Annotated in this window: 13 protein-coding genes; 7 read left to right on the forward strand and 6 right to left on the reverse strand. The window is 59.0% G+C overall.

Features of this window, described 5'->3' with window-relative positions; all coding sequences use genetic code 11:
* Nucleotides 1–72 precede the first annotated feature (72 nt).
* Both NKH02_RS18300 and NKH02_RS18305 read left to right on the forward strand, forming a co-directional pair.
* Nucleotides 73–261 carry a DUF3606 domain-containing protein gene (locus tag NKH02_RS18300; RefSeq protein ID WP_352880496.1) on the forward strand — a complete coding sequence of 63 codons (189 nt, stop codon included), beginning with the start codon at nucleotides 73–75 and terminating at the stop codon, nucleotides 259–261.
* 94 nt (nucleotides 262–355) lie between these two features.
* Entirely contained in the window at nucleotides 356–565 is a 210-nt protein-coding gene (locus tag NKH02_RS18305; RefSeq protein WP_352880498.1) for a hypothetical protein, read from the forward strand.
* 243 nt (nucleotides 566–808) lie between these two features.
* Here NKH02_RS18305 and NKH02_RS18310 read toward each other — a convergent pair whose 3' ends face one another.
* The 4 genes from NKH02_RS18310 to NKH02_RS18325 all read right to left on the reverse strand — a co-directional run bounded on the left by NKH02_RS18310 (nucleotide 809) and on the right by NKH02_RS18325 (nucleotide 5,138).
* Nucleotides 809–1,726, reverse strand: a complete 918-nt coding sequence (locus NKH02_RS18310; RefSeq protein ID WP_352880500.1) for a hypothetical protein — start codon at nucleotides 1,724–1,726, stop codon at nucleotides 809–811.
* A 774-nt stretch (nucleotides 1,727–2,500) separates the two neighbouring features.
* Nucleotides 2,501–2,632, reverse strand: coding sequence for a hypothetical protein (locus NKH02_RS18315; protein WP_352880502.1), 132 nt, complete (start codon nucleotides 2,630–2,632; stop codon nucleotides 2,501–2,503).
* A 102-nt stretch (nucleotides 2,633–2,734) separates the two neighbouring features.
* Nucleotides 2,735–4,006 (reverse strand): phospholipase D-like domain-containing protein, encoded by a 1,272-nt coding sequence (locus NKH02_RS18320; protein WP_352880504.1) that lies wholly within the window; start codon nucleotides 4,004–4,006, stop codon nucleotides 2,735–2,737.
* A 595-nt stretch (nucleotides 4,007–4,601) separates the two neighbouring features.
* A complete protein-coding gene (locus NKH02_RS18325) occupies nucleotides 4,602–5,138 on the reverse strand; it encodes a GNAT family N-acetyltransferase (RefSeq protein ID WP_352880505.1) in 537 nt (178 codons plus the stop codon).
* 1,228 nt (nucleotides 5,139–6,366) lie between these two features.
* Here NKH02_RS18325 and katE point away from each other — a divergent pair.
* On the forward strand, nucleotides 6,367–8,478 hold the full coding sequence (katE, locus tag NKH02_RS18330; protein WP_352880507.1) for a catalase: 2,112 nt from the start codon (nucleotides 6,367–6,369) through the stop codon (nucleotides 8,476–8,478).
* Between the two features lie 491 nt (nucleotides 8,479–8,969).
* On the opposite strand, the gene NKH02_RS18335 is transcribed toward katE, so the two are convergent.
* Complete coding sequence (locus NKH02_RS18335; protein ID WP_352880509.1) at nucleotides 8,970–10,811, reverse strand: PAS domain S-box protein; 1,842 nt, start codon at nucleotides 10,809–10,811, stop codon at nucleotides 8,970–8,972.
* A 118-nt stretch (nucleotides 10,812–10,929) separates the two neighbouring features.
* Complete coding sequence (locus NKH02_RS18340; protein ID WP_352870803.1) at nucleotides 10,930–11,457, reverse strand: YciE/YciF ferroxidase family protein; 528 nt, start codon at nucleotides 11,455–11,457, stop codon at nucleotides 10,930–10,932.
* A 744-nt stretch (nucleotides 11,458–12,201) separates the two neighbouring features.
* Between NKH02_RS18340 and NKH02_RS18345 the strand changes: the two genes are divergently transcribed.
* From NKH02_RS18345 to NKH02_RS18360, 4 genes are all read left to right on the forward strand, one after another.
* Nucleotides 12,202–12,663, forward strand: coding sequence for a hypothetical protein (locus tag NKH02_RS18345; RefSeq protein WP_352880511.1), 462 nt, complete (start codon nucleotides 12,202–12,204; stop codon nucleotides 12,661–12,663).
* Nucleotides 12,660–13,880, forward strand: coding sequence for an Nramp family divalent metal transporter (locus tag NKH02_RS18350; RefSeq protein ID WP_352880513.1), 1,221 nt, complete (start codon nucleotides 12,660–12,662; stop codon nucleotides 13,878–13,880). Before NKH02_RS18345 ends, NKH02_RS18350 begins: the two co-directional genes overlap by 4 nt.
* Nucleotides 13,880–14,239, forward strand: coding sequence for a hypothetical protein (locus NKH02_RS18355; RefSeq protein WP_352880515.1), 360 nt, complete (start codon nucleotides 13,880–13,882; stop codon nucleotides 14,237–14,239). Before NKH02_RS18350 ends, NKH02_RS18355 begins: the two co-directional genes overlap by 1 nt.
* A 442-nt stretch (nucleotides 14,240–14,681) precedes the next feature.
* Nucleotides 14,682–15,527 (forward strand): c-type cytochrome, encoded by an 846-nt coding sequence (locus NKH02_RS18360; protein WP_352880536.1) that lies wholly within the window; start codon nucleotides 14,682–14,684, stop codon nucleotides 15,525–15,527.
* The last annotated feature ends 25 nt before the right edge of the window (nucleotides 15,528–15,552 follow it).

The following is a 15,552-nucleotide window of genomic DNA, read 5'->3' on the forward strand; positions in this document are numbered from 1 at the left end:
AACCAAGGGTCTGGCGGCGCGTTGAGTTCGGGAACTTCATCGAGGGACAGAACCTTCAAGGGAGATGGCGAGATGGCCGACGACAAGAGCAAGCGGGATTTTCGCGATAGAGACAGGCTGGCGGGCGACGAGGAGTATGAGGTTGGTTATTTCGCCAGCAAGTTCGGCCTCACCATCCCGCAGGTCCGCGAAATTGTCGCCAAGCATGGGAATGACCGTGAAACACTTGAGCGCGAGGCAAGGGCGCTTGGCACGCGATAGCGCGAGACCAGCAGGCCAAGGCAGGTCGCTCCCGTTATGAAAATCGGATCGCCCGCGCCGGGTTGGCCGCGTGCATTTTTGGGAGGTTCTTCTGATGTCCGTCCAATGTCGCGTTTCGGTCGACGATAGCCAATTCATCGACAATGTTACATTTGAGGTGGTGCCACGTATCGGCGAGAGCATTTCAATGTCGCTCCACGGAGCCCACACCAATCTGCGCGTTTTGCGGGTATTGCACTTGCCCGAAGGTGAATCCCCCGACGGTTCACTCATTGTCCTGGAACTCACCAGCAAAATTCTCTGATCGTGTCAGGGGTCGAGGCTCGCGTTCGCGATTCAGATTGTCATCAACCTGCCGCTCTGCTTCCTGCCTGGCGACCCGCTCCCGGATACGCCCAGCAGTGGGTCGCGATTGCCCGTCGATTCGATCAGGATCATCGTCAGTGAGGTCGCCTCATTGCTCCTTGGCTTTGATCATCCCATAGGTTCGAGCGGCGGTGAATTACCCGTGAGGCCAAGCCCGCCGCCAGCCGATGCGATCCAACCTTCAACGGGTCAGGACGAGAGCCTCCTCGTCGTCGCGCTGCTTGCCCCCGAACGCTGCTGCAACGCTCGCTATGAAGGCACCGATAGCCATCGACAATGCGCCTATAAGCGCGAAGGATGCAGTGGCTTTCCTTGCGGTATCGGCCGCCTGTTTGGCCTTGACCTTGGCGTCGTCGACCTTGGCGATCACCGCATCCACTCGGGTCTTCGCATCGGCGTCCGACAGGCCTGTGCGGGCGGCGACGAGTTGCGCCAGATAGGCCTTGTCTTCGGGCGATACCTCGCCATTTGCCGCCCCCGCTAACAAGATGCGCGTTGCCTGTTCCGTAGCGGTGGCGACGTTCTGTTCATTGGCGGGCGCTGCGGCAGGGTTCGCCGACCGGAATAGAGAATCTACAAAATAGCCAGTCCAGATGCCAGAAGATGGGGCATCCGTCCTGGCCGCATTGGCGGCTGCCGTCGTTGCCCCCATCGCGGCGCCTGACGCCACGGAGGATGCAGCCTGCACACCCGTGCCCAGCGCCGCCGAAAGAGCCGAGCCGAGCACGCCGGCAACAAGCAACGTTGCCAGCGCCCACGCAAGGAAACCGTGTGCGGTGTCACGAAAATAGACCTCGTCGGTGTGGACATTTACCCACTTGGTGCGCAGCCGGCCGGTGAGATAGCCGCCTACGCCAGCTGATAGCCATTGAACGATGACAAGCCAGGCAGCCGCCGAAACCGCGAAGGTCGTGGTCGAAGCGCTCGATCCAGTCCAGGGCGAAACCATGGTCAGTCCTAGACCGGAGCCGACCAGCATCAGAATAACCGTCAGTGTCGAGGCCGCGAAAGCGCCCGCGACGATCGGCCCCCAGCTGACGGCCGATGAGGATGACTCAGTGACCGGCGTGATGTCTCTCGATGAAAGCACGGTTGCCATTTTCACCCCCTACCGCGCAAAAAGCATAATCAGAATGATGATTGGGATCGGAACCCCGAGCAACCAAAGCAAGATACCTCGGCCCATATCAACCTCCTTTAAGGTGCTGAGACGAAGTAACAATTCTCCATGAAGACTTTCGTTCCAGAGCTACCGCATTATGTGGCAACTCTCCTGGAGTTCCCGATGCGAGACTGGTCAGGCACGGAACTTACTCGACTGGCGGCAAGCCGTGCGTTGTCGTGGAAGTTACCCTTCGATACGCGCGGAGTTTACCGCGCCTCCGTCGCGCCGCCTTTCGAGAGCCTTGGCTGAGCCTGTGATCGTTCTGGTGGGCAACAAGACTCAATCGTTTGGGAAAGTTTCGAGGACTTGAGGCTATTGAGGACCTTAGGCATGACAAAAAGCTGCCCGGCGCGCCATTGTTGGGATGTTCCGCCGTTGGCTGACATACGAATTTGAGAAGCGGCCAGAGGAACACAACAAGAGGGAACAGTTTCACGCTGGCTGGCGTTAGTTGGCGGGCGCAAGAAAAACCCGCCTGCCATGGTCGCCACTCCCCTGAGCTAACTCACAAGGCTTTCGGCCGTTTCGGAGCATCCAGATGCTGTCTGATCCGACCGTGCTGATTTTGATGGGCATTCGATCCTATGTCGCGGGCGGCCAACCTTCACAGTCCAGCGAGTTCGGCGCCCCAACGTCAGTCACGGAGAGGCTGAGCCGCGCGCGCCTCGATCAAGGTCTTTCGTGCTGCCGGGCCCGTCCAGCGGACCGTCAAGCGAGATCTGTCCAACCGTGAATAGCCCGAGCTCGCTGTATCTCCTGGCTGAAACGGCGCAGGGTCATGTCGTCGATCAGCCCCTCGCGCACCGTATTGATCGGAGCATTGAGAACAGAATGGGGCATGCACCCCTCCCGCGCAGCGGGTTCATTCTTCGGCCCTTTCAAGACATTTGGATAGATGACAGCCATAATGGCGACAAGATAGCCACACGGAGCAACATCCAGTTAAAGCTGCGACCTTAGCCTGCTGGCAAGCCAGTCCGTCATCTTTTCGCGCAACGAACGCGCTTGCCATTCTTCCAGACTGATCTGCCTGGATCGCTGCAAATCCTGGTTGAACAAGTCGATTTGAGTCTTTGCGAAATCCTTGCCGTATACATTCAACGTGGCTTCGTCGTTCAGACGTAAGGAGCGCTCGTCCAAATTGACTGAACCAAAGCTCGACCAGACATCGTCAACGATCAAGAGTTTGGGATGGTACATGGTGGGCTGAAACTCAAATATCCGAACGCCGGCTTGGAGCAACGCGCCCCAGAAGTAGCGCGAGCCATGTCGAGTCAACGGCACGTCCGTTAGCGAATTGGGTACGAGGACATCAACGGATACGCCCCGATCCCTGGCCTCCAAGATCTGCTGAAGGGCGATGTCATCCGGCACGAAATACGCCATCCCGATACGCAAGTGGTCTTGAGCAGCAGCTATCGCTGTCAACATCATCAGTTCCACATCCTGCGAGCCATTCGGCTGCGAAGATAGGATCAGCTGCGCGTCAAGCTCTCCTGCTGGTTCGGGTGCAGGATAGAACTTCTCACCCTGCAAACTCTCCCCCGTGGTCTCGAGCCAGTTTTGCGCGAACGCTGCTTGGAAGGCTGGCACCGCCATTCCTTCAATTCGATAGTGCGTGTCGCGCCATTCATCCGGATTGCGTGCGTTTCCGCGCCAGTTGTCGGCGATGCCGACACCTCCGGTGAATGCGACGCGTCCATCCACGATCAGCAGCCTGCGGTGGGTCCGATTGTTGACCCGGTCAAGCGTGTACCAGTGGATGGGTCGATAACGCTCGAATGTCACGCCGGCTCTTGTCATGATCTGGATCAGGTCTTCATCGAACGGAAGACTGCCGACCCAGTCGACCAGAACCCGAACCTCAACGCCCTCTTTTGCTTTGGCCGCCAGGGACGTCGCGAACTCATAGCCGACAGCACCCGACCAGTAGATATAGGTTTCGATATCGATGGTTGAATGAGCCACTCGGATGGCTTGCAGCATCGAAGGAAAAATCTCGTCTCCGTTGACCAGGGTTTGCACGGCGTTGGAACTAAACAGCTGTCCTTGCGAGAAACTGCTCATCGTCTTGGCAAATTGGGGATCCGCAGAGTCAAAACGGTGAGGCACGATCGATCGCAAAACGCGCGGTTGGGGGGCGAGATTTATGACCAGGAACGTGAGCAAGCTGGCGGTGACAGCAATTGCCGCGTAGGTGAGCCCTGTGCGCAAACACCCAGACTTGCGAGCTTTCGCGCTTGCTGGCTGAGCCAGGAGACCGGAAGGCCGCACTTCAGTCACCCTTTTGCTTACGAACGTGGCTACCGGAGGCCATCAGCACAAAAGGTGCTGCGGTACGGGAAATTATCGCTCGAATTGGGGTGAGCATGCTCGCGATCGAAAATTGCTTTCTTCAAGAACTTACAACGGGCATCCAGGTTCCCTGGCATCGCCTCAGATCAGCAAGATCGAGAGAAGCCGGTATTTCCATCCGAAGATGGAGCAATAGAAGCTCGTGTGCGGCAACTACTGTCAGTAAGCTCAATGACAGCATTGGGCGACATGAAGTGGGCGACTGACAAAATCAGGCGATGGGAGCAGACGAACCTAGGCGCTTAACCGACAAGCCTCGACTGTAGCGACAACATAGATTTGCCGTTGGTTTTTCTTGCGATTCATTCAGAGGACTTCTACCGCAAGCCCTGACCCGGATCAGCCATCGCGGCCGAGGCGCGCTTGCCCCCCATTGCATTGATGTGCGTCAATGCCGCCGTGTGCCTCGCAGATATCGTCAGCTACCGGCTATGAGTGCTCGCCCGCCGATCAGTCACAACGCCTTCCTCATCCGCAACAGTGGCACGCCCGCTCCGCCTCGGTTGTCGACGACTTCTTCAACCGCCTCAAAGCCGCAGGCCCGATAGAGCGGTTCGCCGGCCATTGTTGCCATAAGCTCGACACTTGTGAAGCCCTCGCCGCGGGCGGCATCCTCACACAGCGTGAGGATTAGACGCCCCACGCCTCGGCGAATGAAGCTGGGATGCGTATACATGGCACGCACGCGCGCAGCGTCTTTCGTCGGGTCAAGCAGCGCTGCATCGCGCCCGGGCGAACGGTCGCCGCCGTAGAGAGTTGCGCGCCGACTCCATCCGCCGCAACCGGCCAAGATGCCATTTTGCGCCACAATGAAATATGTTCCATCATCGACGAGTTGCGTATCGAGCCCCATGATTGCTCGGCTCGAAATGATTTGCTCCTCTGTGAGGAACGGCTTTTGAAGCTCGCCGATGGCTGCATTCATCAGCACAGCCAGCGCCGGCATATCGGCACGTGTCGCCAATCGATGGTCTAGGCTGATCCTCGGCATCTCGGCAGGTCCAGTGCAAACCGCTATGAAGTTAGCACAGATCGTCAAGATGATGGGGAAAAGCTAAGGCATGGCCGGGGTCGAAGCCTCGCCCTTCACCGCCGCTCGCGCCGACTTTGGCCCGGAGCTTACCAATTTGAGGAACCCTCTGCCAGTTTCCCGGTTATGAAACCGAAGGGGCATTGCCGCCTGAGACAGGAGATGAGAATGAAACGGCTTCTTTTCGCATCAGTCATAATGGCGTTATCTACCGGCCTTGCCTTCGCGCAGTCGAGCGCCACAACCAGCGGATCGTCTGCGACAACGACGACCACCACAACGGTGCCAAGTGCCAGTGATCCGGCCACTGACTCTACTACAACGAGCGGGACCAATCCAAACTCGGCGAAGGACTGCGCGCCTGGTCAACAGGCCGGCAGTGCGAAACAAGCGGCTCCCGGACAGCAGGACACTGACGCCAAAACAGCTGCCCCTGGCCAGATGAAGACCACGACCGAAGGGTGCTAAGCTCACCTCGTCAGCACAAAAAAGGAGCTCGATCTATCGGCTGCAATGCGGATCGACCGGGCTCCTATACAGGGTTTCGAGAGAACACTTACTCCTGGCTAACGTCTTCGCAAGAGGGCAATGGGCGGTACGACTCGCGTGCCGGAGTAAGCCGGGGGGGCGCCAAATGACAAAAAACAACGGCAACGGATTGGGCGGACCGAGGCAGGCTGGCCGTAAGAAGCACCTCCCCAAGAGTACCTACGGCACGGCCCGTTGCGACTCACTCCCAAACTCAGTCGGCTATGAACGCCGCGTAGTCAAAAAGGTCGTGTTTGGCGCTGAGCGTCGGGTTTTGGACATTGAGTTAACGGCAGATTCTGGCCTTTGATTGACGGGGAATGCTTGATTGAAGGGACATCTGACTGCAAATCTTGTCGCATCGTCGCCGATCTGCGGTCGACCTGTCGAGAACCGGATGTGCGCGATCTCGGAGTAGGCAAGCAAGGCCGCAAAATCCAGGCGAGGACACTTCTTACGATCCCCATCATGTTGTTGACTTATGGTGGGCTCCCAGCAATTGCGCCGTTCGCCTCACATGGGACGGTACGGTCGGTTCCGCGCTGTCCACCTAAAACCACCGTCGAAGAAATTGGCTTGGAACCCCGGTTCGATGGAACCTGTCGGCTTACCGCGGGTTGCTCAGCAACCCCTCGCAGAGCAAGCCCAAAGGAGGACCGCAATGGCGCGAAAAGCAGCTCCCCCCAATCCCAATGCCGCGACGATCCACGACCAAACCCTTGTTCGAGGGCAGGGTGGAGAGCTGCACCAGGTTGCGGAAGGTAACACAGACAATTTGACGACGGCTCAGGGAGGCCCGATCGCCGACGATCAGAATACGCTCAAGATCGGAGCGCGTGGTCCAACTCTCATTGAGGATTTCCACTTCCGCGAAAAGATCTTCCATTTCGACCACGAGCGCATTCCCGAGAGGGTCGTGCATGCCCGGGGCTACGGCGCCCACGGCTTTTTCGAGACTTACGACTCCCTCGCCAAATACACCCGTGCCGACATTTTCCAACGTGCTGGCGAAAAAACGCCAGCGTTTGTTCGCTTCTCGACGGTGGCAGGCAGCAAGGGCTCGTTCGACCTGGCCCGCGACGTACGCGGTTTCGCGGTGAAGCTATACACCAAGGAGGGCAACTGGGACATTGTCGGGAACAATATCCCGGTGTTCTTCATCCAGGATGCCATCAAGTTTCCCGACGTGATCCATTCGGTAAAGCCGGAGCCCGATCGGGATTTTCCACAGGCCCAGTCGGCACACGAAACCTTTTGGGATTTCATCAGCCTGACGCCCGAATCCATGCACATGATCATGTGGGTGATGTCGGATCGGGCCATTCCGCGGTCGTTCCGTTTCATGCAGGGTTTCGGGGTCCATACCTTCCGGCTGGTCAACGCGGCCAACGAGTCCACTTTCGTGAAATTCATCTGGAAGCCGAAACTCGGCATGCAATCCGTGGTCTGGAACGAAGCGGTTAAAATCAATGGCGCCGATCCGGACTTTCACCGCAGGGATCTCTGGAATGCCATTCAAGCCGGCCAATTCCCGGAATGGGAGCTCTGTCTGCAACTTTTCGACCAGGAATTTGCCGACAGCTTCGATTTCGACATCCTCGACCCTACCAAGATCATACCGGAAGAGGTCCTGCCCCCGATACCCGTTGGCCGTCTGGTCCTCGACCGCATGCCGGATAACTTCTTCGCCGAGACCGAACAGGTCGCTTTCATGACCCAGAATGTCCCGCCGGGCATCGATTTCAGCAATGACCCGCTCCTGCAGGGTCGCAACTTCTCCTACCTAGACACCCAGCTGAAACGCCTCGGCGGTCCCAATTTTACCCATCTGCCGATTAATGCGCCGAAATGCCCGTTCCATCATTTTCAGCAGGATGGCCAAATGGCGATGCGCAATCCGGTCGGACGGGCGAACTACCAGCCGAACTCGTTTGGTGCGGGACCGCGCGAATCCCCCGAGCGTGGCTTTCACGCCTTCGCTGACGGCGAGGAGGGGCAAAAAGTGCGGGTGCGCCCTGAGAGCTTCGCTGACCACTACAGCCAGGCTGGCCAGTTCTTCAACAGCCAGACGCCTCCCGAGCAGCGCCACATCGCCCAAGCGCTGACCTTTGAGCTCAGCAAGGTGGAGACCCCGGCCATCCGGGAGCGAATGATCGCACACCTGTTGAACATTGACGAAGGGTTGGCCGCGACAGTCGCCGACAAGCTCGGCATTACCGATTTGCCGAAGCCGGCGGACGCAACGGTGGCACCGAGAAAGGATCTGGAGCCATCGCCGGCCTTGAGCATCATCGAGAACGGCCCCGACAGTTTCGAGGGCCGCAAGGTCGGTGTACTGGTCAGCAATGGGGCCGACGCCGCTCTGCTCAAAGCCTTGCAAGCCGCGATCGAAGATGAAGGGGCGACCTTGGAAGTCATTGCCCTGAAGGTGGGCGGTGTGCAGGCTAGTGACGGCACCAAGATTATTGCGAAGCATATGATCGACGGCGGCTCGTCCGTACTGTTTGACGCAGTGGCTCTGCTGCTCACCGAAGAAGGCGCGGAATTGCTCACGGGAGAGGCGGCAGCACAGGATTTCGTTGCGGATGCCTATGCCCATTGCAAATTCATCGGGTTTACGCCCGGCGCGGTTCCTATTCTGGCCAAGGCGGGCGTCGATCCGGTAGCCGATGAAGGCATCATTCCCTTGACAGATGGGAACACTGCCGGAACGTACGTGGAGGCGTGCCGCAAACTTCGGCTTTGGGCGCGGGAGGCGAGGGTCAAGTTATAGGAAAGGTTCATCCGACAGGCCACCCCCCGCCGAATGAGCTGGAGCGTTCCCTTTCGAACTGAAAGGAATGAGCAGTGGCTGACGAAGAAACCAGACGCCCGGTCATAACCCCGCAAGCCGTGCGGGCGCTGGCGCGCGAGTGCGGAGTTACGGAGAGCCAAATCCGTGAGATCGTTTCATTGGTCGGGACGGACAGGGCATCGATCCTGCGCGAGGCCCGGCTTCTTAAACAGGGCGGGGGTTGAGTCCGCGGCTTTGTATTTTTTCGACCAAACGACAGACTGGCAGGAGGATGCGCCAATGTCGAAAGCGAAAGAGACCCTGCGCAAGAAAGTCGAGAACGACGCCCAAGGGCAATATGTGCGTAGCGACCATGGTCGCGAAAACGATGGCGTGACGAGCGTCAAACCGCGCGTATTGCCGAGCCGCCCGACGCAAAATTCCGAGGCCGAGGGCGGGATTGACAGCTCTCTTCAGCCTAAAGAGCGGCGCTATGCGTCTAGTGGTTCAGTGCCGCGCTCGTCGTTGAACAGCGACGCCTCGACGAAAAATGCCGGGGCTTCGAGCGTCCAGAGCACATCGTTGGCGCCGTAGGTCAGCTCCGCGGTCCCACTTAATGCCCGCGGCGTAACGCGATTGAGCACGACGCTCCCAAAGCCATTGTTACCGATAGACTTGATCGCAGGGCCGTCTTGCTCCGCCCAGGTCAGTTTGAATGTCTGACTGTCTTGCCCACCAGCAATGCCCCATGTGACTGCGATGATGCCTCGGTTGCCGGACAACACTCCGTATTTGGCGGAGTTTGTGCACAGTTCATGGAACGCGATCCCGAGATATTGCACGGCGTGGGGACTGAGCGTGACGGGAGGACCTGCCATTGTGATGGCGTCTTCCCGACCGAAGGATTTGGCTTGAGCCAAGATCAGATCGGAGAGTGTGGCGCCTTTCCAGTCCGCCGAGATCAACAAATCGTGCGATCTCGACAGCGCCATGATGCGCTCCCGCACCTGTTTTTCGAACACGTCGGGGCTTTCCGAACGCTTGTTGGTCTCGCGAATCATTGAAAGGATCACCGAGTACTGGTTCTTCACCCGGTGATTGACTTCGCGCATCAGCATGCGGATGCGGTGTTCGCTCTCCTTGGCTGCGGTTATGTCGCGGGCGATTTTCGAAGCACCGACAATGCGGCCTGCGGCGTCGCGGACCGGCGAGATGGTGAGTGAGACCGGCACCAGTGTCCCGTTTTTGCGTTGGCGGATTGTCTCGTAGCTATCGAGCCGTTCGCCACGCCGGAGACGCTCGAGGATCCGTGGCTCCTCATCATGGTGGTCAGGCGGGATCAGCATGGTCACATGCCGCCCCACGGCTTCGGGGGGAGTGTAGCCGAACAGCCGCTCGGCGCCTTTGTTCCAGCTTTTGATGAACCCATCCAAATCCTTGCTCACAATCGCATCGAAGGACGATTCGACGATTGCTGAAAGGTGCTGGACGGCGTCCTCGCCTCTTTTGCGGTCGGTCAGGTCCAACAACATATTGACGGCGCCGACCAAATTGCCGTGCTCGTCCCTCAGGGGAGTCGGAAATGGCAAGAACGGAAAGAAACTGCAATCGGGACGCTGCGCGATGGCCTCGACATTACGGACCGGACGATTTTCCTTGAGCGCGATTGCCATGGGGCATTGGTCGTGAGGCAACTCTTCGCCATCGACGGTGAACAGGCGGAAGGTGACACACCACTGATCCTGGCCAATCCTCGGTTCCCGGCCAGCAAGTTCGACCGCGGCCCTGTTACAGTAGGTGATGATGCCTCGTGCGTCGGTCGTGTAGACCGCGACCGGCAATGCATCCAGGATTTGGTGGAAGCGGTCCTCATTTTGGTTCACCGCCAATTCGGCGGATTTGAGCCGGGTCACGTCGACGGTGAAACAGCGCGAATGCACCAGTTGACCATTTTCGAAATGGCCGCTGGAACTGACTTCCACGTGCTTGATCGAGCCATCGCGTGCACGCAGTCTGGCCGGATATCGCTCGACGGCTTCGCCTCGCGCGAGACGGGCGAGGATGTCGTTGATGGCATGCTCATCAATGTGAAAGCTGGCGATGTCGCGACCGACGTAGTCAGGGGCTTCATAGCCTAAGAGGTTCAACTCGGCTTTGTTGGCATGGAGAATACGGCCGGCGCCGTCAACGATGTGCAGACCGATGCCGCCGTTCTCGAAAAAATCCTGATAATCGATTTCCGGAAGCCCAAATCCGTCCCCCGCCACAACTGCGCTTTCCATGAATCCGAAATCCCTTGTCGGCCACGCGGTGGCCTTGTGAAACGTCGACATCCCACAATGGTTCCGGGAGTGGTCCGCTTGCGCCAATCCACGGCAGGGCCCCGGTTCTCCATGCTGCAATAGAAATGGCCCCGGCAGACGCGCCGGGACCATTGAAAACCGTCTCAATTCAAGCCGCTTTCAATTCGGCCGCCCGGTCGTTCACGCCGGCTTCGCCCAGAGACGTCAGGGCCTTGTCTGTAGCTTTCTCCTCCTCGAGGGTCGCGCTGAGAAGTTGAACGATATCGTCCTTGCCAAGGGAGGTAGCCCATGCAATCAAAGTGCCGTAGCGCGCGATCTCGTAGTGCTCGACAGCCTGCGCGGCGCCAACGAGCCCGGCGTCAAGCGACGTCGAACCCTCATACTCCTCGAGAATTTCGGATCCCTCCTCGAGAATGCCGTCGATGGCGGGGCAGGTTTTCCCGCGCGCAGCCGCGCCGAGGATTTCGAAAACCTCCTCAAGCCGTTCCACCTGGCCCTCGGTTTCGGCACGATGCTTTTCGAAGGCTGCGGTGACCTGCCCGTCATCCGCGCCCTTGGCCATCTTCGGCAAGGCCTTCAGAATTTTTTTCTCGGCGTAGTAGAGGTCCTTGAGACCGTCGAGGAACAGATCCTCAAGGCTCTTGGTCTTCGCACTTGCCTTCTTGGTGGTTGCCATCGCTGTGTGCTCCTTGTTGGCTTGTTTGAAATGACCCGTCGTGGGCATTTTCTAACTCGGAGAGAAGCCGGCAGTTCCCTTGCCAACCATTTAAATGGGTCGTCCATGACACTTCGGCGTGTCGCTTCGGCGTTTGGCCGTATCCGCGTTTTTCCAACTCGTCCGCAGCTAGCGCGAGGAGGGCGATGCCGATCTATGTGCTGCCTTTGCGGGCGTAAAGCAGAACAAGGTCGGCGAGCCTTCAGGAACGCGGTCAATGCGTTGCGTCATCAACAAGCGTCAATGCAATCGGTCCCCGCAGGCGAATTTGTGAGCGCGGCGGAACCTTCCGATCGCAGCAGCTTTACTCAGATGAGAAGAAGAGCTGTCAACGCAGGCTGGATGCAAATACTCGCTGGTCGCGCATTTCAGCAGACCTCGGTTGCGAGACGAGCCTGATGTCGGCGTGGAAAGGGCACGCAATGGAGTTGTTATTTCTTCACGACCTGGCCTCGCTCCGAAGTGACGGACTCCACCCCGAACTTGTGCGTCTTTTCAGACAACGGGCCACTTTGTCGGCGTCAAGCGTTATGGAGTTGCACCCCGGTGGGTCACGCTGTTGCGGGCAGGCAGGTCCCAATCCTCCACGCATACCAAGTCGGCGGTTGCCCAGTGATGTGATACGATTTCCCAAGAAGCCGAAATCCACAGTCCGGGATCCCTGATGTCAGCACCCGAAACACAGGCTGGCCGGACGATCGTTGCGTGGCCATGCAGCTAACCCTGGGCATTGTCAAAAACGACGCCTATCGGCTTTGGCGCCCATGCCTGTTGTTATTCATGCTCGCTTTGGCCGCCTGTTCTTCATCCGACCACGTCGCCCAGCAATCAAAAATCGCGGCGTCGGCTTCGCGGACGGCAGCCATGGTCTTGGACGCCTGGGCCGCCGGGGCCGCCCCTTCAGATTATGCATCGGCCACATTGCAATCATCGGCCGAGACGCTTGCCGAGGCAGGTCGGCAGATGCAGGCTGACAATTCTCCTCCATCTTCCGAAAGTCGCGGTGTCATGGCGGCGATCGGCCAGCTGTCGGCTGCGGCAAGGCGCGCCCAGGCCGGGGTGGAGGCCGGCAACCCGCGGCAGGTGAGCCAGGCGCGGCAGGAACTCGCGACGGCTGCGACGGACCTCGCCGCCTTCTATGCCAGATCTGTCGCGCCCAAATCATGAAGAAGCTGTTGGAAATCTCTCTTGGCATCGTCACCAGCGTTGGCGGCTTCCTTGAGGTTGGATCGATGGCGACAGCCGCGCAAGCCGGGGCGACTTTCGGCTTCCGGCTGGTCTGGGCAATCCTCCTTGGCACCATCTGCATCATCTTCCTGGTCGAGATGGCTGGCCGGTTCGCTGCCGTCAGCGGCCACACGATCACGGACGGGATCCGAGAGAGGTTCGGCTTCAATGCCTTCCTGTGGCCCTTGCTGGCCATTTTGCTGGTCAACTTCATGGTGATGTCGGCAGAAATCGGCGGCGTTTCCATCGCTGCGGAACTTGCGACAGGGATAGGCTTTCAATGGTGGGCCCTGCCAGTGGCGTTCCTGGCGTGGCTGTTTCTATGGAAAGGCACCTTCGGTTTTATCGAGAAGGGCGTGGCGATTCTCGGTCTCGTCACGCTCTGCTTCGTGGTCGCGGCGGTGATGCTGAAGCCAGATTGGAAACAGGTCGCTGCCGGGGCGGTGCCCGGTCTGCCGGAGCATGACCCGGCAAGCTACTGGTTTATGGCTGTCAGCATTCTGGGCGCGTCGATATCGCCCTACCTTTTCATGTTCTATTCCTCGGGCGCCGTCGAGGACCACTGGGACAAAACCTATCTCGGCACCAACCGCGCCATTGCGGGCCTCGGCATGAGCTTCGGCGGCACCATCTCGCTCGGGGTGCTGATCGTGGCCGCTCTTGTGCTCGGCGCGCACGGCATCAACCAGGTCAACGACTATCACCAACTGCCGCTGATGCTGATCCCGATATTCGGGTTCTGGGGCTTTGTCCTGTTTGTAGCTTCGCTTGCCATAGCGTGCTTCGGCGCGGCACTCGAAATCGGCCTGCAGCAGGCGTATCTCGTCGCACAAGGCTTTGGATGGACGTGGGGCGAGGACCTGAAACCCCGCAGTGATCCTGCCTTCTGCGGTGTCTATACGCTCTCATTACTGGTGGCAGCCATCCCGATCGCGCTCGGCCTCGACCCGCTGAAGCTTACCATCTTCTCCATGGCCGTGACGGCGGCCAGCCTGCCTTTGACCGTGGTCCCGTTCCTCTTTCTGCTCAACGATGAGCGCTATGTCGGCGAGCACCGCAATGGCATGATTTCGAACGCCGCGGTGATCTTCATCGTCGCGCTTGGCTTCGTCCTTGCCGTGGTGAGCATTCCCTTGCAGATTTTGGGAGGTTCATGATGGATGTGCTGCGCGATCTGCTGGACAAACAGGTCCTTGACCGCCAGCGGGTCAAGATCGGCAAGGTGGACGGATTGGTGGCCGAGTTGAGGCAAGGCAAGCCGCCCAGGATCGTCGCGGTCGAGCTCGGGTCGATCACGCTGGCGCGGCGTCTTGGTTCGCGGCCAGGACGCTGGATGGCATGGCTTGCGGCATGGTTTGGCGGCGAACGCCATGCCGAGCCGCACCGCATAGCGTGGAACAAGGTGCGCGATATCGGCGTCGACATCGAAGTCGACATCGACGTGCACCGGACAGCAATCTTCGATTGGCAAGACTGGCTGCGCGACCACGTCATCGGCCGCATCCCGGGAGCCTGACATGGACACCGTCAATCTTGAACATCTCGCTGGTCGACGGGTGCTCTCGCTGCGCGGCAAAAGCGTCGGTCACATAGAAGAGATACGAGCAGAACGGGACGGTGACGATATGGTCGTCACCGAATTCCACGTCGGCATTTTCGCCGCTTTCGAGCGCCTCTCCGCCTTGGCGATCGGCACCGCGGTCCTCGATTTCTTTCACCTGCGTCACCGCGATTGCCTCTACCGCATCCCCTGGGACCAGATCGACATCTCCGACCCACTCAGGCCTCGGTTGCGATGCACCCTTGAGCAACTTTCTCACATGAAAGGTGGATTTGAAGGCAAGGGCGAGGCGGGGCCGCCCAAGAGCTCGGGGATCGTCACGCGGAGCACCGCGTGGAAATTTGCTCTTGCGGTTTTCCTGTGTGCAGGGGCCGTCGCCGCGGTTGTCTTGTGGTACATGACGGCAGCGAAGCCCCTGTTTAAGGATCAGGATCGGCAATTTGAAGGCCCGGGCGATCTCGCGCGCGGTGAGCTCGTCTTCGCTGCAGGTGATTGTGCGTCCTGTCACGCGACACCAGGACAGCCCGACCGGCTGAGGCTTGGCGGCGGTATGGCGCTCGCTTCACCATTCGGCACCTTTCGGCCTCCCAACATTTCTTCCGATGCGGTGGATGGTATTGGCGCATGGACTGTCACCGACTTGGCGAACGCCTTGATCAGCGGCGTGTCGCCCAAGCGTGATCACTATTATCCCACTTTTCCCTACACGAGCTTTACCAGCATGACGCCTGACGACGTGAAGGATCTCTACGCGTATCTCAAGACACTTCCGAAGGTGTCTGGTCGTGCACCCCCGCATGACCCTGCGCTGCTGTTCGGCATCCGACGGTCCGTGGGGATTTGGAAACTGCTGTTTTTTCGCCAACGATCAACCGCTGCCCGCCTCGACCGAGATATTGTGCATGATCGCGGCGCTTATCTCGTCGAGACCCTCTCGCACTGCGCTGAGTGCCATTCTACCCGCAACGCCTTTGGCGCAATCAAACCGGACACTCGCTTTGCCGGTGGCATCGATCCCCAAGGCACGGGATTTGTGCCGAACATCACGCAGGACAGAATGCGCGGATGGACCGAGAACGACATCGCCACGATGCTTAAAACGGGGGAGACGCCGAACCACGGACGTGTGGGATCCTCCATGGCCGATGTGGTGACAAATACGGCAATGCTGCCTGACAGTGATCGCCAGGCGATCGCGCGCTACATCAAAGGTCTGCGGCCGATAGCCACGCCGCGGCCTTGAAGCGGTGTTCCGTCCGGGATTGCGT

This window comes from Mesorhizobium sp. M1396, assembly GCF_040317725.1.
In the GTDB taxonomy this organism is placed as follows: domain Bacteria; phylum Pseudomonadota; class Alphaproteobacteria; order Rhizobiales; family Rhizobiaceae; genus Mesorhizobium.

Excerpts from the sequence above, each read along its gene's own strand:
- NKH02_RS18300 (WP_352880496.1), top strand. The coding sequence starts at position 73 with ATGGCCGACGACAAGAGCAAGCGGGATTTTCGCGATAGAGACAGGCTG.
- NKH02_RS18305 (WP_352880498.1), top strand. The coding sequence starts at position 356 with ATGTCCGTCCAATGTCGCGTTTCGGTCGACGATAGCCAATTCATCGAC.
- NKH02_RS18310 (WP_352880500.1), bottom strand. The coding sequence starts at position 1,726 with ATGGCAACCGTGCTTTCATCGAGAGACATCACGCCGGTCACTGAGTCA.
- NKH02_RS18315 (WP_352880502.1), bottom strand. The coding sequence starts at position 2,632 with ATGCCCCATTCTGTTCTCAATGCTCCGATCAATACGGTGCGCGAGGGG.
- NKH02_RS18325 (WP_352880505.1), bottom strand. The coding sequence starts at position 5,138 with ATGCCGAGGATCAGCCTAGACCATCGATTGGCGACACGTGCCGATATG.
- katE (WP_352880507.1), top strand. The coding sequence starts at position 6,367 with ATGGCGCGAAAAGCAGCTCCCCCCAATCCCAATGCCGCGACGATCCAC.
- NKH02_RS18335 (WP_352880509.1), bottom strand. The coding sequence starts at position 10,811 with ATGTCGACGTTTCACAAGGCCACCGCGTGGCCGACAAGGGATTTCGGA.
- NKH02_RS18340 (WP_352870803.1), bottom strand. The coding sequence starts at position 11,457 with ATGGCAACCACCAAGAAGGCAAGTGCGAAGACCAAGAGCCTTGAGGAT.
- NKH02_RS18350 (WP_352880513.1), top strand. The coding sequence starts at position 12,660 with ATGAAGAAGCTGTTGGAAATCTCTCTTGGCATCGTCACCAGCGTTGGC.
- NKH02_RS18355 (WP_352880515.1), top strand. The coding sequence starts at position 13,880 with ATGGATGTGCTGCGCGATCTGCTGGACAAACAGGTCCTTGACCGCCAG.
- NKH02_RS18360 (WP_352880536.1), top strand. The coding sequence starts at position 14,682 with ATGACGGCAGCGAAGCCCCTGTTTAAGGATCAGGATCGGCAATTTGAA.